The organism is Planococcus faecalis (assembly GCF_002009235.1).
GTDB classification, from domain to species: Bacteria; Bacillota; Bacilli; order Bacillales_A; family Planococcaceae; genus Planococcus; species Planococcus kocurii.
In genome coordinates this window covers 3,375,274-3,399,137 of the sequence record NZ_CP019401.1, presented here as the reverse complement: position 1 = coordinate 3,399,137, position 23,864 = coordinate 3,375,274, and the positions used below count along the sequence as shown (strand labels likewise).

The following is a 23,864-nucleotide window of genomic DNA, read 5'->3' as shown; positions in this document are numbered from 1 at the left end:
ACAGGTAGAGAAGTTGATTCACCCTCCGCAGTCGGGGATAATAAAGACAACTGTCACCGGTATTCGGGTGTCCTGGAAAGGAACTACTATCATGAATTTTTCACTTAATGAAATAAAAATAAAAAAATTATGCGGAATCGCGGCTTATAAAAAAGGCAAAAGCTTTATTCAAGCTGGAAAAATTCGGCTATTACCAGATTTGAGTGATGACCGACTGATAAAAGCTGTTGTTACAGGACGTAATGAATTTTACGTGAGCGTTAAACAACAGGAGGATGGTGAAATTCTCGCTTCTTGTAGCTGTCCACCGGTAGGTTTTGTGCAGACCTATTGCCATCATATTGCAGGAGTTTTACTAGCGATAGATGACATGCAACAACGTGAGAATCCAGCTGTGAAAATGTTGGATTTGTTTGCGCGACAGAAGAATGGGACGAAAGGACGCCAATATTTTGATAAACGGCAATTGCTTCACATTGAATTTAGTTTGTTGCCGGTGATGTCGGGAGAAAACGATCACGTACTCGCCTTACGAGTCGCTGCGGGTATTGAACATTTAGCAACTATTGGTGATCTCGATACGTTTTTAAAGGCGGTCAGAGCGGAAGAAACTTATAGCGAGTCTACTGGCTTTTATTACTCACCGGAAGAGCATCGTCTGCAAGACGAAACCACAACAGTGCTCGATTATTTAGCAAGGACTCGACTTGCTGGCGCAGTAAGAACAGAAGGCACAGAACTGCTAGTCATGGCAGCTCCGGATTGGGAGCGGTTATTGCCGTTACTTCAAGCCGCACCTTACGTCAAACTTGTTAGAGACCGAGTCATTACGGACGGCATTCGCGTGGAAAAAGAATTGCCTTTGTCTTTTCATTTTGCTGAGCATCGTTCTGGAGGGTTCCGGCTAGATGTTGAAGGACTCGAAGAAGTGCTAATTCTAAAAGATTATGAAATGGCAATTGCGGATGAGGCATTGTTCTATTTGGCCGAAGAAGACGCTAGACACTTAACAGAACTAAAGGAATTTCTGCCAAACTCCGTTGATCAGTTGCTTATCTCAGCACAAGAAATCGATCATTTCATGGCGACAGTCGTACCTGGACTAGAACGTTTGGGAAACGTGTATATTGCAGACGCAGTAGCAGAACGATTAGTGAAAACGCCTCTTCGTGCCAAATTATTCCTCGATCGCATTAAACATCGCTTACTAGCCGGAGTGGAATTCCATTATGGCCACTTAGTTATTAATCCATGTGAAGAAGCAGAAGGTGGACCTCGCCATTATCCGGGGATCCGTAGACAACGTCACCAAGAACAAGATATTCTACAAATTATGAAAGACAGTGAGTTTACACAAACCGATAGCGGCTTCTATATGCAAGACGAGGAAGCGGAGTATCATTTTCTCTATCACGTTATGCCTGTGCTCGAAGAATTGATGCAGGTATTTGCAACAACTGCTGTAAAAATGCGCGTTCAAAAAAATTATGGTGGTCCGAAAGTAAAGGTGGAAATAAGTGAACGTACAGATTGGCTAGAGTTCCGCTTTGACTTACAAGACATTCCAGAATCTGAAATCAAGAAAATTTTGGAGGCGTTAGAAGAGAAACGACCATTTTACCGAATCCCTAACGGAACGTTAATGTCTTTAGAAACTCAACAATTCCTTGAGTTGAGTGATTTTTTACGTGACTTGGCTGTTACTGCAACTAATTTTGGAAGAGAAGAGATCCGAATTCCATTGATCCATGGGTTGCAAGTAGTCGCTTCACTAGAAGATGGACAATTGCTCGATCCAGGCGCAGATTTTTCCAGTTTGTTGCAAAGCTTGAATCGTCCAGAAAAATTGACTACAGATATACCAGAAAGTTTAAATGGAGTTCTTCGAGATTATCAGGAAGCCGGCTTTCGTTGGCTTAAGCTGCTCGCGAAATACCAATTCGGTGGTATTTTGGCTGATGACATGGGGCTTGGAAAAACCTTGCAAAGCATCGCTTTTATCGTATCGGTACTCCCCGAGATTCGGAAGCAGCGGCAACCTGTACTCGTAGTTGCTCCTTCGTCGCTAGTTTACAATTGGCTGAACGAACTAGCTAAATTTGCACCAAGCATTAAAGCTGGCATTATAGACGGTGACAAAAGACAAAGAGCTTTGTCGATTAAAAAAATGCGAGAGTCGGACGTTATCATTACTTCTTACCCTTCAATGCGCATGGATCAAGTGCTATACCGAGAGCAACGCTTTCATACTTTGTTTTTGGACGAAGCCCAGGCTTTTAAAAATCCGGTTACGCAAACAGCAAAAGCAGTTAAGGCGATTCAAGCAGATTACCGATTTGCATTGACTGGAACCCCAATTGAAAACTCTTTAGACGAATTGTGGTCGATTTTCAACGTGATATTTCCTGAACTTCTCCCAAATCGTAGGCTGTTTAGCGAAATGAGACGTGACAGCATCAAAAAACGAGTTCGACCATTTATTTTGCGGCGCATCAAAACAGAGGTGTTAACAGAACTTCCAGATAAAGTAGAAACGATTCGATTTTCAGAACTACAAAAAGAACAAAAACAATTATACGCTGCGTACTTAGCTGAATTAAAACAAGATGCGCTGAAGCATTTAAACAAAGATAGCTTTCAAAAAAACCGAATTCGAATTTTGGCAGGTCTTACGAGGTTGCGTCAATTATGCTGCCATCCGGCATTATTTGTGGAAGACTATAATGGAGGATCTGCTAAGTTTGACCAACTGATGGAGCTCATAGAGGAATGCCGACTGACTGGCCGGCGTGTGCTAGTCTTTTCACAGTTTACTAAGATGCTCGGCATGATTGGCCATCAATTAACAAAAGAAGGGGTCTCTTACTTTTATTTAGATGGTCAAACGCCGCCAGCGGAACGAGTAGACTTATGCACACGTTTTAATGAGGGTCAAGGTGAGTTATTTTTGATTTCTTTAAAAGCGGGGGGCACCGGTTTGAATTTAACAGGTGCGGATACGGTGGTGTTGTATGATCTTTGGTGGAACCCAGCTGTCGAGCAACAAGCAGCGGATCGTGCCCATCGGATGGGACAAAAAAAGGAAGTTCAAGTTGTCCGATTAATTGCTAAGGGGACTATTGAAGAGAAAATCAATGAACTGCAAATGAAAAAGAAAAACTTGATTGATGATGTAATCCAATCGGGGGAAGAACCGTTAAAGGCGATGTCGGCAGAGGATATCCGAGAAATTTTGATGACATAGTCAATTCGAATCGCCACAAGGTCTTTTCTGAAAAGGAATTTTCGAGTTGAATTTGATAAAATGGAAAGAAGAGATGAGGTGTTGATATGGATCCACAAAGTATGCTGAAAAAAGTAAAAAACCGCACTCCTGAAGTTTTAGGAAATAAGGAATTTTCGAAATACGCAATTCTTTTACCTCTTATCGAAAAAGATGGAGAAATCCATGTCCTCTTTGAAGTTCGTTCTTACGATCTTAGAAATCAGCCCGGAGAAATTTGTTTTCCAGGTGGGAAAATTGATTTTCAGGATCAGACAGAAGAAGACACGGCAGTCCGTGAAACAATTGAAGAATTGGGAATAGAACGAGCAGAAATCTCAGATATTTATCCGTTGGACTATATCGTTTCGCCTTTTGGCATGATCGTCTACACATTCGCTGGTGTGATTAATCCAGAAACGGCATTCACTCCTAATCCACCGGAAGTTGACAGCATTTTTACGGTGCCACTATCTTTTTTCTTGGAAAAGGAACCGAAAATCTATCGTGTCAATTTTGATATCCAACCAGAAGAAAGTTTTCCTTTTGATTTGATTGCTGGAGGCGAAAACTACAATTGGCGAACACGCCAGGTAGATGAGTATTTTTACATTTATGGTGACAAAGTCATTTGGGGATTAACTGCCAAGATTCTGGCACACTTTATTGAGATCATTCGCTGAATGGTCTTTTTTTTTGAAAAAACAGGTCTTTTATCATGATTTTAGAATAATGCATAGAGAAGCTATTAAAGAAGAGAATGAACGTGTATAATTATTCATATAACTGATAATTATAATTATTTTGATAGAAGGAGTCCTGATAATGACAACACAGCAACTTGAAGTTATTAACAATACCAGCAAAAAAGAAAAGCCGGTGAAAGACCAAGTGCCATTCGGGACTACCTTTACAGATCATATGTATATGCTCGAATACCAAACAGAAAAAGGTTGGTATGATCCTAAAATTGTACCCTATGGACCCATTAGCTTAGATCCGGCAGCGATGATCTTCCATTACGGTCAAACAGTTTTTGAAGGCATGAAGGCTTATCATACAGAAGACGGCCGCATTCTGTTATTCCGTCCTGAGAAAAACTTTGAACGTCTCAATCTTTCTAGCGAACGTCTAAGCATTCCAGCAATCGATGAGCAACTAGCGCTCGAGCATTTAATGCAATTAGTCAAATTGGAAAAAGAGTGGGTACCCAAAACGCCTGGAACTTCTCTTTATATCCGCCCTTATATTATTTCAACAGATGCAAATTTAGCAGTCGGACCTTCTCAAACCTATAAATATATGGTCATTTTGTCGCCGGTAGGCTCTTATTTCTCAGGCGGTCTTCAGCCAGTAGTCATTCATGTAGAAGAGAAATTTACTCGCGCTGTCAAAGGCGGAACGGGGATGGCCAAAACAGCAGGAAACTATTCGTCAGGCTACCAAGCACAAGCAGATGCTAAAAAAGAAGGCAACGCGGATGTCTTGTGGCTCGATGGTGTTGAGAAAAAATACATTGAAGAAGTTGGCAGCATGAACATCTTCTTCAAAATAAATGGGGAAGTCGTAACACCTGAGTTAAATGGCAGTATCTTAAAAGGCATTACGCGCATGTCCATTATTGAATTGCTCGGCACATGGGGAATCGCTGTAACAGAAAAACGCGTTTCTATTGATGAGTTGTATGAAGCTTATGAAGCGGGCCACGTAGAAGAAGTCTTTGGTACAGGTACAGCTGCAGTTATCTCACCGGTAGGAGAACTAAACTACAAAGGTAAAAAAATGATCGTTAATAACCATGAAATTGGTGAGTTGTCACAAAAGCTATACGACACGATTACGGGAATCCAAACAGGAAAAATTGAAGATACACTTGGTTGGACAGTAGAAGTAAAATAAAAAAATCTTTTTAATCGCTCTATTTCAACCCATAGCTGTTAGCTTATCCATTGTGATAAACTAATAGCTATGGGTTTTTTAGTTATGTCATTCACAAAACTTACAGAGACAAACTGAGTTTTTATCACAAAACAGAAAATGTCACTGCGTGCAGCTGACTAAAGCTTGCTTAGCATAGATAAGTAATAGAAGAAAAGAAGGTGTAAAACGAGTGGGAAGTTCAACTGGTCTAAAACGCAACCAATTTATTTTACTAATGGGTGCGTTGACTACTTTAGTGCCATTTACCATTGATATGTATTTACCAGCGTTCCCAATTTTAGCGGACGTTTATGAAACAAATGCTAGTTCTGTTCAATTAAGCTTAACAGCATGCTTGTTAGGACTAGCAATCGGCCAATTGATTGCTGGTGCACTCAGCGATATGCACGGAAGGCGAAAACCGTTATTAATTTCCTTAGTGGCTTATATTGTCGCATCAATCGCTTGTATATTTGCTCCGAACATTTATCTATTTGTTTTCCTACGCTTTATACAAGGCTTAGCAGCTTCTGGTGGACTTGTTATTTCCCGGGCAATTGTGCGGGATGTCAGTAGTGGACCAGAACTGACACGGTTGTTTGCGTTATTAATGGTTATTGGTAATTTAGTTCCGTTAATTGCGCCTTCTATTGGTAGCGGCGTCTTATTGTTTGCAGATTGGAAAGGGATTTTCATGCTGTTAACGACACTAGGAATTGTTCTGTTACTTCTTTCGGCTTTTCGTTTAACAGAAAGTTTACCGTCTGAAAAACGAGTACCAAGTAATCTAAAATCAACATTCGGTAACTTTGCAGGAATTTTAAGAAATCGCCAATTTACAGGGTATGCGTTAGCACAAGGCTTTTTAATCGGCGGTGTTTTTGCTTATGTATCGGGTACTCCTTTTATCTATCAAAACATCTACGGGACTTCCCCTCAAATGTTTAGTGTGCTCTTTGGGATGAATGGCATTGGGCTGATTATGGGTAGCTACGCTGTTGGCCGATTTTCTTATAGATGGTCTGAAAAGAAACTTTTAGAAACGGCTCTCTATACCGCAACGCTTGCTGGTGCAGTGTTATTAGCTGTCGTGTTCATACAAGGACCTCTGTGGGCAGTGGTGATTCCAATTTTCTTTTTCATCATGTCGATTGGTGTAGTGGGGACAGCCTCTTTTACTCTTGCTATGGAAAGTCAAGGTCACGTAGCAGGAAGTGCTTCTGCGTTACTTGGGCTATTGCCTTTTATCCTAGGGGCTGCGACTGCACCGTTAGTAGGGATTGCTGGAGAAAATACGGCTGTTCCGATGGGACTTGTTATTTTTTCGATGTGCACAATCGCCCTACTTGCGTATTTACTATTAGCAAAAAATACAACTTCATCTACTGCTAATTAAGTAGAAGGGGCTGTCTCCAAAGGTCATGAACAAATGACTTTTGAGTGCAGCCCCTTTTGTGTTGCCTAAAATGCTTTATTTATTATTTTACAAAAGCTAAACAATTCCTCAACCATAACTTAATAAACGATCCTTATACTGAACTTATAGCTAGAATTGACTGGAGGAGAAAAAATGATACGTAAAAAGTTGAAAACAAAAGTACTGCCAATTGCTTTAGTATCAGTATTGGCCGTTACTGGAATCACGACCTTTACTTTATCGACTAAAGCCGATTCTTCGAGTAGCAACCAAAGCAAAGAGGATAAAAAGGACAACGTACAAAACATTATTTTCTTGATTGGTGATGGAGTAGGTACTTCATATACGTCAGCGTATCGCTACTTACAAGATGATGTTTCTACTAAAAAAGTTGAAGAAATCTCTTTTGATTCATATTTAGTCGGCCAGCAATCGACTTATCCCGATGATCCTGCAGAAAATGTTACTGACTCTGCGTCGGCTGCAACAGCTATGGCTGCGGGTATCAAAACTTATAATAATGCGATTGCTGTCGACAACGACGAAAGTAATGTGACAACAGTACTCGAAGCTGCAAAGAAAAAAGGCAAAGCCACAGGATTGGTTGCAACTTCTGAAATTACACATGCAACTCCGGCATCATTCGGAGCTCACGATCTTGCACGAAAAAATATGACCGCGATTGCCGATGACTATTACGACGAATTAATAGATGGTGAGCACAAAGTGGATGTTCTGCTAGGAGGAGGAACCGAGTTATTCGATCGAACAGACCGTAACCTTACGAAAGAGTTTCAAAAAGACGGCTACAGCTATGTCACTGACCGAGACGAATTACTCAGTGACGATGGCGAGCAGGTGCTTGGATTGTTTGCACCCGCAGGTCTTCCTAAAATGATCGACCGTGATGAGAACATCCCTTCATTAGAAGAAATGACGACATCCGCAATTGATCGTTTGTCAGAGGATAAAGATGGATTCTTCCTCATGGTAGAAGGTAGCCAAGTCGACTGGTCAGGACACGATAATGATATCGTAGCCGCAATGAGCGAAATGGAAGACTACGACAAAGCATTTCAGGCAGCAATAGAATTTGCTAAAAAAGATGGGAATACGTTAGTCGTAGCAACTGCGGACCATTCGACAGGCGGTTTTTCGATAGGTGCAGATGGTGTTTACAATTGGCTTACGGAACCGATTAAAGCGGCAAAGCGTACACCAGACTTCATGGCGCAGCAAATTGTTGACGGTGCTAGTGTTGAAGAAACCTTACACGAGTACATTGATCTGGATCTAACTGCTGAAGAAGTGGATATGGTAAAAAAAGTGGAAAAGAGTAATGACGTTACAGTTATCGATGATTCTATTGAAAAGATTTTTGATAAACGCTCACACACGGGCTGGACAACTAGTGGTCACACGGGAGAAGATGTACCCGTTTATGCATACGGTCCGGCAAGTCGAAAGTTTGCAGGACAGCTCGATAATACAGATCACGCTAAAATCATTTTTGATTTACTAAAAGCGAAAGTCACAATTGATGACAAGTAAAATCGAATGGAAGAATTGTTGCCCATAAAAGCGACCAAAAGATTGCCACAAGCGATAGCTTAAGTGATCTATGTAAACAGACTCATCTCAATGAGTCTGTTTCAGCTTGTAGACAAAAGAATACTTATTCATTTTTTTGTATGCATCTAGGATTCTCCACACCAAGCGAAGTGGCCAGCCCAGTTGGAGATTATACATCACTATTTAGTTTGATAAGACGTTGTCTATAGTCTGAAGCATGGAGTTGGTGTTCCATGCTTTTTTAATTGTCTTGACGTAATTAAAGTTCCCTTAATCTAAAAAGTTTATAGAGTTATTTATTTTATGCATAAATATACATAAAGAATATTAAGCGAATACTGTTAAATAGAATAAAATTTAAATATTCTTTTTATTTTATTGACTTAAAATACAAGAGAGTGCATAATAACTCTATTAAAGAGATTCACACAAACTTGTCGAAAGAGTCATGGAGTCAAGGTTCTTCCGCTTTTAGGTAAAATGGAAGAACTTTTTTATTTATCAAAAACGGGTGGTGACTGCACATGGAGAAGAAAAGGATTGTAGTGAAGATCGGCAGCAGCTCATTAACGGACGATGAAGGCAAACTGTCGATTGAGAAGTTACGCGAGCATGTGGATGCGCTGGCCAGCTTAAGAACACATGGACATGAAGTCATATTGATATCGTCTGGAGCAGTCGCTGCGGGATGTATGGGCATGGGCTATTTATCGCGACCGGACACAGTGGTCGACAAACAATCAGCAGCAGCAGTGGGGCAGAGCCTATTATCGCAGGCATATGCAGACGAATGCAAGAAACACCGTATTGTGGCTGCACAGTTACTGCTGACGAAAGATCTTTATAAAAACGCCAATGCGACAATTTCCAAGTTATTAGAACGCAACGTCTTACCTATCATCAATGAGAATGATTCGGTTTCCGCAGAAGAGCTGACTTTTGGTGACAATGATATGTTATCAGCATTGGTCAGTGGTCTTGTGCATGCAGATATTTTAATGATTTTGACAGATATTAACGGCATTTACCAGGACAACCCAAGAACAAATCCGCAAGCGCAAAAATACCTTCACCTTCACGAAATCCCCGATGAATTAATAGATGCCACTTCCTCAGATAGCTCCACTGTGGGTACAGGCGGTATGAAATCAAAAGTTGAAGCAGCTCGAACGGCGTTAGCTTTCGGAGTTCAAGTATTTATCGGTTCGGGAACGGGCAGTGAAAAATTAGTTGATATTTTCAAAGGCAAAGGCGATGGAACTTATATTGGCGTAAAAACGACAATGAGTGTTTGAAGCATGGAAAATCGAAAGGGGCATCAGAATGACTGAACTTCTCCAAGAACAGCAAACGTCTACAAGTGAACTGATACAAAAAGCGCAACTAGCAAAACAAGCTTCAGCAGTATTAGCAAAATCGACAACAAAGCAAAAAAATAATGCATTGCGTTCTATTTCAGCGCAATTACTAAAAGAACAAGCCTTTATTTTGGAGGAAAACAGCAAAGATATTGAAGTAGGACGTCAAAATGGCATGAGTGAGTCGTTACTAGACCGCTTGAAATTAGATGGAGACCGCTTAACGGAAATGGCTGATGCCTTGATTCAATTGACAAAACTAGCAGATCCTGTTGGTGAAGTATTAGAAAAGTGGGAACGGCCAAACGGTTTAACCATGTCTAAAATTCGTGTGCCTTTAGGCGTTGTGGGAATGATCTACGAAGCACGTCCGAATGTTACTGTTGATGCTTCTAGTTTGTGCTTAAAAACCGGCAATGCAGTGGTACTGCGAGGTAGTTCTACAGCAATACACTCCAACAAAGCCATCGTGGCGGTGATTCACAGAGCTCTTGAGAACAGTGAATTGCCTATTGATTCGGTACAATTGATGGAAGATACAAGTAGAGAAGCAGCTTCTCATATGTTCAAACTCAACAAATATTTAGATGTGCTCATTCCTCGTGGAGGCGCTAAATTGATTCAGACGGTCGTTCAAAACGCTACAGTTCCAGTATTAGAAACGGGAGCAGGGAATTGCCATATTTATATTGATGAGACAGCAACTGTTCAAATGGCGATTGATATCGCATTAAATGCTAAAATACAGCGACCTTCTGTTTGTAATGCCTGTGAAAGTATTTTGGTTCATAAAGATTGGGCGGACAAGCATTTGCCACTGTTGCTAAGTGCGCTACTGGCTCAACAAGTAACTATTCATGGGGACGAATCCGTACAAAAACGCTCTCCTGATGTTATCCCTGCAAAGGAAGAGGATTGGGGAACGGAGTACTTGGGATTAGAGGTAGCGATGAAAATTGTAGCTGATGTCAGTGAAGCGATTCAGCATATCAATACGTATGGTACAAAGCATTCCGAAGCAATCATTTCGAAAAACTCGGAAAACGTCGATCAATTTTTTATGGAAATCGATGCTTCCGCTGTTTATCACAACGCATCCACTCGATTTACAGATGGGTTTGAATTTGGTTTTGGTGCCGAAATTGGTATTAGTACGCAAAAACTTCATGCACGTGGACCAATGGGCTTGCCTGCTTTAACATCGACTAAGTACATCGTGCGTGGCAATGGCCAAGTAAAGTAAAGGTTCTATCATCGAAAAAAGACAGAGAGCAACTTGCTCCCTGTCTTTTTTATACCTGCACTTTTGTTCGATTATGCTTCCACATCATGTACCGGAAGCGAATCGTACAGCCGATACAATAGCCCATCAACGCAACACCTGCTGCGATAATGACCATAATACTGAAGACAAAGCCCAACGATGGTATGCCAAAAGAAAAGAAAATCAAGGACAGTCCTAAGGAAATTGTCGCAATCCACTGGTTAAACAATTGCTGATCTTTATCTTCTTGCTGATAACTTGCCGCCGGCTTTTTCAAAAAGAGATGGCCCAATTGAATCACTGGATTTTTCTTTGTCACTAATGTATAAGCTCCAACAACAAACGGCAACAGTAAAATGGCTGGATGGAACAACAACGCCGCTACGACAGTAACGACAACAAACGTCTGATTGGTTTGAACAAGGGGTTTTGGAATGGTCATAAGCGCGCCTCCTTCGATTACAACCTATTATACCTAGTGTCTTACTTGGTATAAAGTTATTTGCCTGAAAAAGTGCGAATCACCATACGTTGAGTCAGTAATTATTTTTAGTGAAAGTTTTACTCAGGGACTTTTCTTACATCAATTGTGAAATGAACAGTGTGGCCATTCCAAAATAAATGAGCAGAGATAGAATATCGTTGATGGTAGTAATCAGTGGACCGGAAGCAACGGCTGGATCAATATTGAATCGGTACAGAATCAGTGGGATAATAGTTCCGGCTAAAGTACCAATAATTAAAGTCATTAATAGAGAGCCACCCACGACAATTCCTAAAATAAAGCTACCTTGCCATACATAAGCAATCAATAAAATAAGAACAGAACAAATCACGCCAATAATGATGCCGACCCATAATTCTCGGATGATCAGTTTAACGGTTTGCTTGAAATCTAGCTTTTGCGAAGCTAGTCCACGAACAACAACAGATAGGGATTGTGTGCCGGTATTTCCAGTCATCCCAGCAATCAACGGCATAAAAAAGGTTAATGCGACAACTGCTTGCAACGTATCTTCAAAACGGCTAATGATGCTGCCTGAAAATAGACCAATGAACAGCAGGAGGATTAGCCAAGGAAGGCGACGATAAGCTGCCGTCCAAGCCGGAGTATTAAAATCAATCGATTTACCAGATGCCGAAAGTTTTTCAATGTCTTCATTGGCTTCTTGCATCACGACATCAATGACGTCATCAACCGTTACAACCCCTGCGAGTGTATTGTCATGTTCCACAATGGGCAATGTCACAAAGTCATAGCGGCTAATGATGTGTGCCACATCTTCTTGGTCCATCAATACATCAGCTTTGACGACGCGGTTGTACATAATGTCTTCTACTTTATCCTCAAGATTTCCAAGAATTAAATCCTTATAGGAAATCACGCCGCGTAGTTTTTTATCTTCGTCTACTACGTAAAGGTAATTGAGATACTCCGCTATTTCTGCAAAATGCTTGATTTTATCAATAGCATCTCGAATTGTATAATGCCGTGGAATCCATACGTAACGGTTATTCATAAGACGTCCTGCAGTTTCTGGCGGATAATTGATCGTTCTTTGAACAAATTTAGAATCGTCTTGGTTAATTTGAGATAACAATTCGTTAATGCGATCAGGCTCTAAATCATCTAAGAATAAAGCCAAATCATCGTTATCCATACGATCCAACACTTTTTTTGATTTTTCTACACCCAATTTTTGCAGAATTTCGGCTTGCTCTGTTTTAGGCAGCTCTTGCATTAAATCTGTGAGTTGAAAAATCGTTAAATACAACAAAAATTTGTTTCGATGTTTTTCTGGCAAATGTCGATAATGAACACCCATATCGTAAGGTTGGAGTTCACTCAATATTGCCTGAAATTCATTACTATTGCCTTCTTGTAAAGACTGAATTAATGCCAATGTAATTTCGTCTTCACGTATTGCTGTAGACATTGTAGGTCACTCCTTAGTAATAAAAGATGTAGACAAATCCTACTGTTGATTATTGCCTTAAACTTCACAATTTGAAAGGGCTATTTAAAAAAGGTAGTAAAATCTCATAAATTAACATATAATAATGAAAATCTGAAAAAGGCAAACTCCATCGAAAGAGGAGGACGCAAAGCCATGAGCCTACCCGTTGAAAAACGCAAGGTCGTCTGGTTGCCAGGGTCTCGTTCTTTGAGCTCCGGCTTACAGAATGGGAGGATATCAGAAGATGAAAAAAATAATAATGGCAGGTGTGTGTTTGTTGATTATGCTGACACAAAGTGGAGTGAGTGCACAAGCAGCTGAGACGGAAGTCAAAGCTACCTGGTTATGGAATCCGTGGATGATTTATAGCGATGAAGCGGGAACCCTTGCTTTTTTAGACAGTAAGGATGTCAATAAAGTCTACGTGCAGATTGACGCGGATATTCCCGTGGATGTCTATAAAAGGTTTATTGAAAAAGCGGGACTATTAGGAATGACGATTTACGCATTGGACGGTGCTAGTGACTGGGTAGCACCAAAGGGCTTTACCAAGCAAGATCGGTTGATGAACTGGTTATCGTCTTATCAACAAGGTGCTTTGCAAGCTCAAAAATTTGCAGGTGTTCATTTGGATGTAGAGCCTTACCTTTATAGCGGTTGGAATACGAACCGAGCGGCCACTGTAAAATCCTATCAAGCCCTTTTGAGTAAAGCTAGTGCTAGTACAGCTGCAATGAACTTACCCCTTGAAGCAGATTTGCCTTTTTGGTTTGATGAAATCACTTATAAAAATATTTATGGCAAAGGGATACTTGCAGAGTGGGTGATTGCTAACACACATAGTGTGACCTTGATGGCTTATAGAGATTCTGCTGCTTTGATTACAGAACTTGTAAAGAACGAAGTGGCCTATGCAGAAAAATACGGCAAATCAGTAGTAGTCGGAGTTGAAACTGGTGAGACTGATGAAGGCGACAACATTTCTTTCTATGAAGAGGGCGAAACTTTCATGGAAGGTGAATTAGCTGCAGTAACTGCACACTATGCAGGGATACCTGGTTTTGGCGGCGTCGCGATTCACCACGTAGATAGCTGGAAAACGATGACACCCTAAAAAAACAGCAAGGTTGGCCGGTATGGCTCAACCTTGCTGTTTTTTTATGATTTACTCATCTATAAAACCATAAACCGGACACGCTACTAACATGTCCGGTTTATATCACTGAGTGTTGCCAAAAGTTTCTTGAAGAATGTAATACGATTGCTTCAAGCGTTCTTTGGATTGTGGCAGTCCCCATGTGTCCCATGAATACTGGGCTGCTTGAGTTGCAGTAAAGGTTTCAGTTGCTTTACCATTATCATCCGTTAAACTAGCAGCGACATCTATTCCTTCAATTGTTCTCGAAGCCTCAATGCCGTCTTGTTGAAGATCCCCTGTAAATTCTCGTTTTGCCGGATCTTTAGCATTCAGCAACATCCAAGGAATTCGGATTTCCATGATGCCTGTTTTTTCATCGTAGTAATAATCGTTCAAAGAATCATAGTTTTCATGCTCCGGATTGGCAATACCAAATCGGAAAACACCGGTTTCATAAGAAGAAAATGGCAGTGTTTCTCCAGTATCGGGACGCACAAATTCTTTGTTCAATGCGAGTCGAATCGGATGGAAAGTCGACTCAATATTTTCTTCTGCAGGAATCATCTTTAAACGGTTGTGATAATCATAATAGAAGCTGTCGTAATCGCCTGCAACTTGCATTTGTGCTTGTTTTAAATCGTTCATCTTCAACTGAAAATCTGCGAGAAATTCTGTTTTCCCCAACGCATCAACTGCAATGCCTTGGTCTTCACGAATACTAAAGTACAAATTGAAATCCTGTTCAGTCCACCAGGTTTTATCGGTAGGATCGAATTGGGCTTTGATGTAAACGTAGCGCTCATCTGAATCCATGGTCAAGGTTCTGAGGGCACCGTTGTCTTTTTCGTATAGCTTTTGCCCATCTTGCCAATCATCTTCACCATCGACTTTCACTTTATGACGATCAAAGCTCAACAATCCGAATTGCTGCTCATTTGTTTGAGCATTGGACCAAAATGGCCGTTCGTTTGGATTGTCATACTCCATCGTATTCCACGTACGCTTAAACCACTCATCTTGCCATGTGAAAACCATACCGCCCATCAGTCCTTCTTCAAGGATATCCTCATACATATGGCTGACGATTTCGCCTTGCTGTTGTTCAGAGATAAACCCTTGGTTCCAACCGAACGGATTTTCATGAGTCATGCCGCGAGAAGAAGGAATACCGAACTCGGCGATGACAATTGGCATATCGTGAGAATCGTTCAAATCCTTCAAGTAGCCGGCGTAGTTATTGAATTCCCCGCGGTGGTCTACGTATTCAGTGTATCGTTCTTCTAAATTCAAGAAATCTGGATAGTACGGGTAAACATGATAAGAAGCGAACATGCCAACTGTATCCGTGATGCCTTTGGTTTTAATGTGATTTGGATCGACAGTTGCCATATCTTCTTGTTCACTTGGCTCTGCTGGTTGGTCCACATTATCTGTCGTTACCCAGTTAGTAAAACTCAAAGGACGCATACTTTGGTAGGTATCTAGTTCGTACGATGCTAACAAGTCCAGCTGCTGTGCCAACCAATTTTCCATCGGGTTGGCCTCTTCTGTGTATACATGCGTACCTTGAAAATCACCAAGCTCAGGATAATCAAGTTCCATTTGTTGAACCGTAAACGGATACCATTCGATACCAATCATCCAACCAATAACGTAAGAGGAGATGTCAGTTTTGTAGGTACCATATGCATGGCCAGGTTCTTGTTCGACAACAGCATCACCGTGAATAACGTCTACTATTTTCTGAACCTCATTTTGGAAACGCTCAGTAATCTCAGGAGTAAAGGCGTCGAGTGTTTCAACTAGTGGCTCTTCATCAATCCAGACGCCGTGGTACAGGTAAAGTGGCTGTTTAGCACTTGCATTATAAGCAGCAAATGCTTCATAGAAAGCAGGCGGGTGAAGCGTATACACACGAATCGCATTGGCATTCATCTCACCGATCGCTTTAAACCAGCGGTCGTATTCCTCACGCGAGATTGCGGCTTCTCCAGGAAACGTTCCGGGCTTAGCCATGCCCATATTAACGCCTTTAATCGTAAATGGCTGCCATTCGCCATCTTCATACACTTCGAATGTCTGTCCGTTTACACGGGAAGGATAAGAAATACCTTCTTCCTTAGCAACTTCTTTAACTGCTGTAACTTGTGATTCTTTGTCTTCTGCATTTGCTAAAATAGCTTCCATCATTGGTACATAGGTCTTCCAATAAAAACTCTTTTCAGCATCTAACGATTCCATGGAAAGGAATGAGCGCATTTTTGCAAAACCAGAATAACGGTAAAAGTTTGGAACATCGTCAATATCGACAAAATCACCTGCAAAATAGTATAGATCTGCACCGTATTTAGACTGGTGGAATACAGCTGGAAAGCTCTGTGGAATTCCTGCTTTTTCTAGCTTTTCACTACCTGTAGCTTGCAGGTCCCACTGATAATCTGCTAAGACATCCGTTCCTTCAGTGGCTTCATTAATATCAAACCAATAACCAAAAGAAGGGCTATCCGTTAAGTTGAATTGAGCGGTGCCTTGTTCAGTAAAGGTAAGATGAAGACCGTCAGAACCGATTTCACCTGCTTCTTCAGAAAGAACTACAATTTCGCCGGTATCGTCATTAACCAATATAAATCCAGCACCTTTAAAATGCCACTTGGCCTCATTTTTCTCGTAGTTATCAATAATCCATTGAGGGATTTCACTGTCAGAAGAGTCAAGATCGACAAAGTAACGACCACTCCAGCCACTCCACTCCAAGCCAAGAAATTTGTTTATGTCTGTTGCGACTTCTTTAGGCGTTGGAGAAGCAAATGTATTAAACTCCATTACCAAATCAGTGCCTTCAGCTTGAACTTGTTGCTTAATCGTGTTCCACTCAGCCATACTCAGTCCGCCGGTAATCATGGATGAACTGCCAGGCTTTTTCTCGGTCGTTTGCCATGGTAAATTTTCTTCGTAAACTCCGTAGGAATCTGCAAGATAGATCAGGTCAGTTCCAGACAAGTCTCCGGGTAAATCACGAGTAGTGTAGCTTTCTTCTTTTTCATTAGGGACGAAGCCATAATAATCTGTGTCGGCCAGATAAGCTTCTCCAGATTCACTTACGTAACGTTGATGATTTAATAGCCAAGTCAGGCCTTTATGCTCCCGGTAGCTTTCAGTAGGAACCGTTTTATCAATGATTGCAATAGTGACTGTTTTTTCATCTTTAAAAAACCATATGATAATAGGGAGTGCCAACAAAATAATGACTCCGAATAAGTATAGAAATGTCTTTTTCATACATACCACTCTTCTCTATTTACAAAATATAACTCACAAGTCATTATAGCTTAAAAGTCACTATAAATAGAAAGAAATTACCTGATTTTTTAAAGAGCCAAATTTTATCACAAGAAAATTGGGACACTGCTTGAGAATGTATCAATGACGTAAGAAGGCGAATGATCTAGCCATCCGGACGTAGAAAGACGCTGACGAAAGAGTCTGCAATAAAGGTTCTACACACTATCTTTATATGGAGTCGTACCGAGTAATCGCTTATCTAGCCCTACTATGTCGAATTTTCGAATAACGTGTTTGAGTAATTGTTTGTTGGAACTCTCAAAAATTTTTACTACGCTGCTTATCTAAATAAATATTCCGATCAGTGCTTCCGATTTGACGCGTATGCAATCAAATTTGCGAGGGTGCATAATTCATCTCAGTAAACGATTTTTTCTCTTATTCTAACTAAAAAGCGTTCGTAAAAGCGTCTGTAATTCCCGAACGTTCGTAAATTGATTTACTACATTTGCGAACGCTTTTTCCGGTCATTTTTAGTCCTTTTTAAAGCGTTCGGAAAACTGCACTTTTACGAACGCTTATTTTCTGATGAAATGTCTTTGAATATAATTCCAATATGATATTATTGGTAAAACATAAAAATCATAAACATAAAAATCATAAAAAGACATCTCTGTTGAACGATAATTAAGAGGAGGATTACATTGTGGAATGGAATTGGAATAAAACGAGCATCACGCTTCCCTATTCCTATGAAAATCTTAAGAGTCTTTTAGACACCGTGTGCAAGCAAGAAAACCAATTCCCTCAGGTGGATTTTTGTATGTGGTGTGATAATTTAACAACGGCTTGGTTGGATGAAGATTTAAGCGGTCAGGATGAAGAGGCCTATTATGTGGCCCAAAGCATTGAATGTCAATGGGATTTGCATTGGTACGAATTTTATTCCCATGAACAACTGATGAAGATGGATCTCTCAAAATTGGAATTACCATCCGATTGGTTTAAGCGATGGGCAGCTGAATTGGCCGAGAAATAACCAATAAAATCAGGGTTTTGAATGTAACTTATGTGCAGTTAAGTTACATTCAGATGCGATGAGAAAGTATGCAAGGACTTATTGATGAACTCCTGGAGGGATAGCGAGATGGTTTGGGTAAAATTTGTAGGATTTATTTTAATCATAATTTTTGTAGTTTCACTCGTAAATGCAGTGTTAAGAAAAATATTTAAGATTGAGAAAGAAAAAAAAGCCTTCTTCCCTTTCAATTACACAAATAAATTACATCGAAAAATTGATATATCTATAAATATAATTGCTGCTTTCGTATACATATTCTGCTTTTACCTTATAGTTTTCAAAGGATACTCTGTAAATATCTTTCTAGTTTCAGTGATTTTATTTACGATACTAGACCACTCAGTACAGGCCATTTTTGAATGGAAGTACTCCCAAAATCCGAAAAAAGCTGTATTAACCATTAGTGAAATGTCTTTAGTGGTCATAGCTATAATTCTAACGATTCAATTTGATTTATTTAGCCTCCTGATATTTTAAAAGGAAATGAATGTAACTTATTGTGAATTAAGTTACATTCAAAACAAAGATAATCCCTGATTGACCAAATATCCAATAGGGGATTATTACAGGCTTTATTTAGTATAAAAAGACTTTAATCACCTGATCTTTCTGAACTAAATGTTTTTCAGCATTAATCTATCACAACATTTAATTTAATGACTGGAGAAAAATCTTTCCAAAAAGATGAAGGCGAATGTATGAAATTAATATTTAAGTCCTTAACCTTCAGCAATTATTACATACAGCCTTTTTTTATTGTTAACCACAGCAATATACCCCTGGTTTGGGCTAGCGGCTTCATAGATTACTGTCCCTACCGCCAACTTAGAAGCTGTCCCATTTACAAAATCATCAGCGTCATCTGTTTGAGTTTTGATTTCAAGTACTTTTTTCCCTAATTCTAATTCCGGATAAAAATCTCTGTCGATCTCCTCGGCATTGATGTAAGTAAGATCACCCACCATGATAATGTCCGCATCTGGATTTTCTGTTAACCGTTCCTCAGGATTTGGGTTTCCAAGGGTTTCATCGTTAGTGGGCTGATCTATTGAATCATCATTACAGCTTATAAGTATCAAAGAAACTAAAAAAAACACAAGTAACAGTATTGGGTTGCGCATATAAAAACCTCCTTTCTGACAGGGTCATCTCAATATTCTTCAGTGATTTTCCAATATATTTGCTTAATATTACATTACACATTGTGAGACCCATTTAGCATTAAATAAATTAAGATATTTTAATTTATTTACCCTATAAAAATTTAAAAAATTAAAGAAGCTCACTCTTTTTTTCGTCAAATCCGAATGTAACATAAGTGTAAGTAAGTTACATTCAAAAACTTGATTCTACTGGCTTCACCAGAAATCATTCGGAACTAATTTCATTAGAAAAAATGATACATTCAGAATGCTGTTCTATAAGGTTTTAAAACTTGAATCTCACAAGATCTAGGTTTACATATCGCAGCTTATCGGAAGTCTATAAAAGCAAACTGTAGAAGATGCTGGTCCTAAGCATCTTCTTTTTTCGTTCATGTAAGTGTACTTTTACGAACGGTTATTACATTAAAATTTATCAGCAAAGGTCATTAGTAAAATGATTCATAGAAATGAAACATTACTAGTTTTGTAACGACTAATTGCAAATAGAAAAGAAAAAAAGATTTATTGAAAATTACTTGCTTTAAGATTAAGTTCAATTAAGTAGATAGGAGGACATGAAAATGAGGAAAACAGTTTCTGCTATATTTGTCTTACTAATTTTTATTGTAGGTGGTTGTAATAGTCCAGAATTGAAAATATCAGAAGAAGATGCGAAATCCAGTGTCATTGAATACCACACTGGACACATCGGTAACGTCAAAATACTTTCAATAGAACTAAAAAAGAATAATTATATAGTAGAGTGGGAAAATGAAGAAAATTGTGAGCAGGGCATTGATTCTGTTGATGGAGAAAATGGTGATATTGAAATGATTGAGGCTTCAATTTGTTAATGATCAACGTCAGAAACTTCCTACTGCTTCAATCAAAATTCACTAAGAAATTAAGTCTTATTTAAGAAATAACTATATAAAATTCATCAGAAAACTTTATTTTACATACCACGTGTTAATGGGTAGGGAAATTGAAAAAAGTTCACTTCTTAAAGGTAATGATTGTTCTAGTCATTCTTCTTTTTATCATTCTAAGTTATTCCATAAATAATAGAAATGGAGTGTTAAAATGAAACGGTTTTCTGTAAGTATTTTTCTTCTAGCTCTAATAGTCTTAACTGGATGTACAACGAATAATACTTTGGAAGCCGGGACAAAAAATGACGGAGAAGAGGTTGTTATTTCTGAAATTAACGGAGATGAATTAGTGGTCTATAAAGATTTACAAGATCCTACAGCTGAATACCCTTCCTTTATTATACAAGTCAGCGATGAGACACGAGTGATAATTAATGGAAAAGAAAAAGAGTTAACAGATTTACAAATAAACCAAACTGCACAAGTTTTATTGGAAGAAGGAATTTTGAATGAATCAAAAGAAATGTTAGCGGTTAAGATCAAGGTAATTGAGTGAGAGTAAGAAACAAGCGAATTGTACTGCAGAAAAATAGTGTGGTAATAGCGCAAAAATTTGATTTGTAAAACCTATCGCTTTTAAATTATTTGATTTTGAAGGCATAGCTAATAGGGAAGGTTCATATTGGGTAATAAACCTTAAGAAACAAATATTAAGGTCTGTTAGGAGAATTCTAGTTTACATATCATCAGTTATTGGAAGAGAGAAAGAAACTTAGCTTTTGCTTAGGTTCTAAGGATGTGTAGTTAAATAGATAGTCTGGTTAAAGAATTTTAAAGTAGCTATAAGATGCAAAGCCGATTTATCAAGAATTTTTCCTTTTAATATTTATGGAGAATTTAAATAACTCAGAGGAAAACGAAATCCATTGTGCTCAAGCACAATGGATTTCGTTTTTCTTACAGTATAATTCTATTGCTTCGTTTGATATATTGTGAATAATCGAATAAAGGGAGAGGTTTTTATGAAAATAGAAAAAATCGCAATTTTAGGTGCTGGGAATGGTGGAATTACAGCTGCAGCTGATTTGAAAAGTAAAGGTTTTCAAATCAATTTATATGAAATGCCTCAATTTAAAAATAACCTTGAAGGGATTATTGAAAAAGGAGGAATTACTCTAAAAGATGATAATGGTGAAAATTTCTTTCCTATAGATCTTGTGACCACAGATATAGCCGAAGCAGTAAAAGATGCTGAACTTGTCATGATGACAGTACCGGGATTCGCTATTGAACAGTTTGCAGAGTTACTTGCACCTGTAGTAAAGGAATCTCAATTTATTTTAATAAACGGTGCAGGAGCAATGGGATGTATGCGTTTTGTATCGCAGGCTAGAAAAGTTGGAGTTGAAACCGCTTTCAAAATAGCGGAAACAAATTCACTTACCTATGGAACACGAGCATTTCCAAATGAAGCACGTGTAGAATTATCACTTCGTGTTAAAAAACTATTTTTAGCAGCATATCCAAAAGAAGACACCGAACTTATACTAAATGTTTGTTCGCAAGTATATGACTGCTTTGTAGCAGCAGATAATATTTGGCATACAACTTTAGAGAACGGAAATCCAGAAGTACATCCAGGACCATCACTTTTAAATGCTGGAAGAATCGACTTCTCTGAAGGTGAGTTTTGGCTATATAAAGAAGGAATAACTGAGCATACAGTAAAGGTAATCAAAGGAATTGAAAGGGAGCGGATGGAAATTGGTGAAGCTTTTGGATTTACCTTAGAGAATGCTGTTCAAAGTAGAGCACGTCGTGGCTATTTTAGTAATGAGAATGAAGATTTACAAACGCTATTCAATACTAGCGAAGTTTTTTCGAAAATAAAAGGTCCTGTAAGTGTAAACTCACGCTACTTTACGGAAGACATATCAAGTGGTTTAGTTTTATGGTCCGATTTAGGGAAAGTTGCAAAAGTTGCAACTCCTACTATTGATTCTGTTATTAATTTAGGCGGTACAATCTTGGAACGTGATTTCTTTGAAGAAGGCTTAACATTAAAAAAACTAGGGTTAGACAATTTACCTTTAGAAAAATTAATAGACTTGGTATAAGAAATTGGAGTTAAGAGGGGGCGTTAATTTGAAACGAGCACCTACACTATTTGAGGCAATCTCAACTTTTGTATTTTTGATAGTTGTAATTGGAGTAGGATTTGGAATTTATAAAATCCCAATCCAACCTTTGTTGTTACTTGCAACTGCATATGCTGCATTTATAGCGATACGCGTCGGCTTAACATGGTCTGAGATGGAAGCTGGAATCATTGAAAGGTTAAAAACTGCAATGCCAGCAATTTTCATATTATTTTCAGTTGGTATTATTATCAGTACGTGGATTTATTCAGGCACAGTCCCAATGTTGATATACTACGGACTGAAAATAATTGATCCTTCCTATTTTCTTGTTACCGCTTTTGTTATCGTCGCGATAGTTTCAATTGCTACAGGAACTGCATGGGGATCGACAGCAACTGCTGGCGTGGCGTTAATTGGGATAGCAGTAGAATTAAATATCCCACTAGGAATTGCAGCAGGCGCTATTATTTCTGGAGGTGTTTTTGGGGATAAGTTATCTCCTTTATCAGATACGACGAATTTAGCACCATTAGTAGTGGGTGTTGATTTATATGACCATATTAAACATATGCTGTATACCACCATACCAGCTTCAATTGTTGGATTGATAGTTTGGTTCTTTGTTGGATTGAAAGTAGGTGGGAACTCTACAAGTAATGAAGGCGTAATTGCTTTAATGGGCCAATTGGATAGTATTTATAATTGGAACTTGTTTATGCTATTGCCCTTCGCCATTATATTATTTGGAGCATTTAGAAAGCTCCCAACAGTACCTATCATGTTGTTATCTTCTATGGTTGCTGTTTTCATCGGAATGTTTTCAAATGGATTTAGTTTTGTCGATGGTATGAAATCAATGGCGAATGGATTTAATATGACGATGATAACTTCTGAAAACTTTGACCCTACTTTGATTTCAGAGACGGTTACATCATTAATTTCACGCGGCGGTATTTTTTCCATGACAACAATTGTTGTGACGATTTTTTGCGGGTATGCATTTGCAGGAATTGTTGAGGTATCAGGATGTTTAGAAAGAATTTTACAATCTTTTTCTAATAAAGTAAAAACGATAAGTCAACTAGTTGGTGCTACGATAATTGCTAGTGCCACCATTGTATTTACTGCAGGTGTTGCATCTATTTCAATTATTATGGTAGGTGTTCTCATGAAAGAGGCATACGAGCAAAAAGGGTTACACGCGAAGAACTTAGCGCGAACATTAGAAGATTCAGGAACTATGCTTCTTCCGTTCGTTCCTTGGGGTGTCTCTGGAGTATTTTATTTAGAAGTATTAGGAGTCGGACCGGGAGAGTATTGGATGTGGGCAATTCCTTGCTACTTGAGCATAGTTTTTGCGATGTTTTATGCTAAAACAGGAATAGGAATGGCTAAAATTGATAAGGCTAATGTCGTTGAAGATAAACTGGAAGCTTTACCTGAAAAGTATTAAA

Annotated in this window: 18 protein-coding genes and 1 riboswitch; of the genes, 14 read left to right on the top strand and 4 right to left on the bottom strand. The window is 39.0% G+C overall.

Annotated features, from left to right (window positions below; translation table 11 throughout):
• Nucleotides 1-91 precede the first annotated feature (91 nt).
• The 7 genes from AJGP001_RS16875 to AJGP001_RS16845 all read left to right on the top strand — a co-directional run bounded on the left by AJGP001_RS16875 (nucleotide 92) and on the right by AJGP001_RS16845 (nucleotide 10,772).
• Complete coding sequence (locus AJGP001_RS16875) at nucleotides 92-3,244, top strand: DEAD/DEAH box helicase (RefSeq protein ID WP_078080793.1); 3,153 nt, start codon at nucleotides 92-94, stop codon at nucleotides 3,242-3,244.
• Nucleotides 3,245-3,330: 86 nt separating this feature from the next.
• Entirely contained in the window at nucleotides 3,331-3,945 is a 615-nt protein-coding gene (locus tag AJGP001_RS16870; protein WP_058383938.1) for an NUDIX hydrolase, read from the top strand.
• 142 nt (nucleotides 3,946-4,087) lie between these two features.
• Nucleotides 4,088-5,161: a branched-chain amino acid aminotransferase gene (locus tag AJGP001_RS16865; protein WP_058383939.1), complete on the top strand. Its 1,074-nt coding sequence runs from the start codon at nucleotides 4,088-4,090 to the stop codon at nucleotides 5,159-5,161.
• 211 nt (nucleotides 5,162-5,372) lie between these two features.
• Nucleotides 5,373-6,578, top strand: coding sequence for a multidrug effflux MFS transporter (locus tag AJGP001_RS16860; protein ID WP_071152905.1), 1,206 nt, complete (start codon nucleotides 5,373-5,375; stop codon nucleotides 6,576-6,578).
• A 174-nt stretch (nucleotides 6,579-6,752) separates the two neighbouring features.
• Nucleotides 6,753-8,150, top strand: coding sequence for an alkaline phosphatase (locus AJGP001_RS16855; RefSeq protein ID WP_071152904.1), 1,398 nt, complete (start codon nucleotides 6,753-6,755; stop codon nucleotides 8,148-8,150).
• Between the two features lie 545 nt (nucleotides 8,151-8,695).
• Nucleotides 8,696-9,466: a glutamate 5-kinase gene (proB, locus tag AJGP001_RS16850; RefSeq protein ID WP_058383942.1), complete on the top strand. Its 771-nt coding sequence runs from the start codon at nucleotides 8,696-8,698 to the stop codon at nucleotides 9,464-9,466.
• A 28-nt stretch (nucleotides 9,467-9,494) separates the two neighbouring features.
• A complete protein-coding gene (locus tag AJGP001_RS16845; RefSeq protein ID WP_071152903.1) occupies nucleotides 9,495-10,772 on the top strand; it encodes a glutamate-5-semialdehyde dehydrogenase in 1,278 nt (425 codons plus the stop codon).
• A gap of 49 nt (nucleotides 10,773-10,821) precedes the next feature.
• Here AJGP001_RS16845 and AJGP001_RS16840 read toward each other — a convergent pair whose 3' ends face one another.
• Complete coding sequence (locus AJGP001_RS16840) at nucleotides 10,822-11,235, bottom strand: DUF4395 domain-containing protein (RefSeq protein ID WP_058383944.1); 414 nt, start codon at nucleotides 11,233-11,235, stop codon at nucleotides 10,822-10,824.
• 136 nt (nucleotides 11,236-11,371) lie between these two features.
• Nucleotides 11,372-12,730, bottom strand: coding sequence for a magnesium transporter (gene mgtE, locus AJGP001_RS16835; protein ID WP_058383945.1), 1,359 nt, complete (start codon nucleotides 12,728-12,730; stop codon nucleotides 11,372-11,374).
• Between the two features lie 130 nt (nucleotides 12,731-12,860).
• A riboswitch (cyclic di-GMP riboswitch) is annotated at nucleotides 12,861-12,948 on the top strand.
• 47 nt (nucleotides 12,949-12,995) lie between these two features.
• Between mgtE and AJGP001_RS16830 the strand changes: the two genes are divergently transcribed.
• A complete protein-coding gene (locus tag AJGP001_RS16830; RefSeq protein ID WP_071152902.1) occupies nucleotides 12,996-13,865 on the top strand; it encodes an amidase in 870 nt (289 codons plus the stop codon).
• A 105-nt stretch (nucleotides 13,866-13,970) separates the two neighbouring features.
• On the opposite strand, the gene AJGP001_RS16825 is transcribed toward AJGP001_RS16830, so the two are convergent.
• Complete coding sequence (locus AJGP001_RS16825) at nucleotides 13,971-17,168, bottom strand: hypothetical protein (RefSeq protein ID WP_078080792.1); 3,198 nt, start codon at nucleotides 17,166-17,168, stop codon at nucleotides 13,971-13,973.
• 709 nt (nucleotides 17,169-17,877) lie between these two features.
• Between AJGP001_RS16825 and AJGP001_RS16820 the strand changes: the two genes are divergently transcribed.
• Both AJGP001_RS16820 and AJGP001_RS17805 read left to right on the top strand, forming a co-directional pair.
• Nucleotides 17,878-18,210: a hypothetical protein gene (locus AJGP001_RS16820; protein WP_071152901.1), complete on the top strand. Its 333-nt coding sequence runs from the start codon at nucleotides 17,878-17,880 to the stop codon at nucleotides 18,208-18,210.
• Nucleotides 18,211-18,294: 84 nt separating this feature from the next.
• Nucleotides 18,295-18,729 carry a DUF4181 domain-containing protein gene (locus AJGP001_RS17805; RefSeq protein WP_078080791.1) on the top strand — a complete coding sequence of 145 codons (435 nt, stop codon included), beginning with the start codon at nucleotides 18,295-18,297 and terminating at the stop codon, nucleotides 18,727-18,729.
• Nucleotides 18,730-18,971: 242 nt separating this feature from the next.
• Here the strand turns inward: AJGP001_RS17805 and AJGP001_RS16810 are convergent, their stop codons facing one another.
• Complete coding sequence (locus AJGP001_RS16810; protein ID WP_071152899.1) at nucleotides 18,972-19,373, bottom strand: hypothetical protein; 402 nt, start codon at nucleotides 19,371-19,373, stop codon at nucleotides 18,972-18,974.
• A gap of 605 nt (nucleotides 19,374-19,978) precedes the next feature.
• Between AJGP001_RS16810 and AJGP001_RS16805 the strand changes: the two genes are divergently transcribed.
• The 4 genes from AJGP001_RS16805 to nhaC all read left to right on the top strand — a co-directional run bounded on the left by AJGP001_RS16805 (nucleotide 19,979) and on the right by nhaC (nucleotide 23,863).
• Nucleotides 19,979-20,251: a hypothetical protein gene (locus AJGP001_RS16805; RefSeq protein WP_078080790.1), complete on the top strand. Its 273-nt coding sequence runs from the start codon at nucleotides 19,979-19,981 to the stop codon at nucleotides 20,249-20,251.
• A gap of 229 nt (nucleotides 20,252-20,480) precedes the next feature.
• The gene (locus AJGP001_RS16800; protein WP_071152898.1) at nucleotides 20,481-20,825 is read left to right on the top strand and encodes a hypothetical protein; all 345 of its coding nucleotides are present in this window, start codon (nucleotides 20,481-20,483) and stop codon (nucleotides 20,823-20,825) included.
• Nucleotides 20,826-21,291: 466 nt separating this feature from the next.
• A complete protein-coding gene (locus AJGP001_RS16795; RefSeq protein ID WP_078080789.1) occupies nucleotides 21,292-22,386 on the top strand; it encodes an NAD/NADP octopine/nopaline dehydrogenase family protein in 1,095 nt (364 codons plus the stop codon).
• A 28-nt stretch (nucleotides 22,387-22,414) separates the two neighbouring features.
• Nucleotides 22,415-23,863 (top strand): Na+/H+ antiporter NhaC, encoded by a 1,449-nt coding sequence (gene nhaC / locus AJGP001_RS16790; protein WP_071152896.1) that lies wholly within the window; start codon nucleotides 22,415-22,417, stop codon nucleotides 23,861-23,863.
• Nucleotide 23,864: the final 1 nt, after the last annotated feature.

What these genes read in the sequence shown, in the direction of transcription:
- AJGP001_RS16875 (WP_078080793.1), top strand. Translation starts at nt 92, where the DNA reads ATGAATTTTTCACTTAATGAAATAAAAATAAAAAAATTATGCGGAATC.
- AJGP001_RS16870 (WP_058383938.1), top strand. Translation starts at nt 3,331, where the DNA reads ATGGATCCACAAAGTATGCTGAAAAAAGTAAAAAACCGCACTCCTGAA.
- AJGP001_RS16865 (WP_058383939.1), top strand. Translation starts at nt 4,088, where the DNA reads ATGACAACACAGCAACTTGAAGTTATTAACAATACCAGCAAAAAAGAA.
- AJGP001_RS16855 (WP_071152904.1), top strand. Translation starts at nt 6,753, where the DNA reads ATGATACGTAAAAAGTTGAAAACAAAAGTACTGCCAATTGCTTTAGTA.
- proB (WP_058383942.1), top strand. Translation starts at nt 8,696, where the DNA reads ATGGAGAAGAAAAGGATTGTAGTGAAGATCGGCAGCAGCTCATTAACG.
- AJGP001_RS16845 (WP_071152903.1), top strand. Translation starts at nt 9,495, where the DNA reads ATGACTGAACTTCTCCAAGAACAGCAAACGTCTACAAGTGAACTGATA.
- AJGP001_RS16840 (WP_058383944.1), bottom strand. Translation starts at nt 11,235, where the DNA reads ATGACCATTCCAAAACCCCTTGTTCAAACCAATCAGACGTTTGTTGTC.
- mgtE (WP_058383945.1), bottom strand. Translation starts at nt 12,730, where the DNA reads ATGTCTACAGCAATACGTGAAGACGAAATTACATTGGCATTAATTCAG.
- AJGP001_RS16830 (WP_071152902.1), top strand. Translation starts at nt 12,996, where the DNA reads ATGAAAAAAATAATAATGGCAGGTGTGTGTTTGTTGATTATGCTGACA.
- AJGP001_RS16825 (WP_078080792.1), bottom strand. Translation starts at nt 17,168, where the DNA reads ATGAAAAAGACATTTCTATACTTATTCGGAGTCATTATTTTGTTGGCA.
- AJGP001_RS17805 (WP_078080791.1), top strand. Translation starts at nt 18,295, where the DNA reads ATGAACTCCTGGAGGGATAGCGAGATGGTTTGGGTAAAATTTGTAGGA.
- AJGP001_RS16810 (WP_071152899.1), bottom strand. Translation starts at nt 19,373, where the DNA reads ATGCGCAACCCAATACTGTTACTTGTGTTTTTTTTAGTTTCTTTGATA.
- AJGP001_RS16805 (WP_078080790.1), top strand. Translation starts at nt 19,979, where the DNA reads ATGAGGAAAACAGTTTCTGCTATATTTGTCTTACTAATTTTTATTGTA.
- AJGP001_RS16800 (WP_071152898.1), top strand. Translation starts at nt 20,481, where the DNA reads ATGAAACGGTTTTCTGTAAGTATTTTTCTTCTAGCTCTAATAGTCTTA.
- AJGP001_RS16795 (WP_078080789.1), top strand. Translation starts at nt 21,292, where the DNA reads ATGAAAATAGAAAAAATCGCAATTTTAGGTGCTGGGAATGGTGGAATT.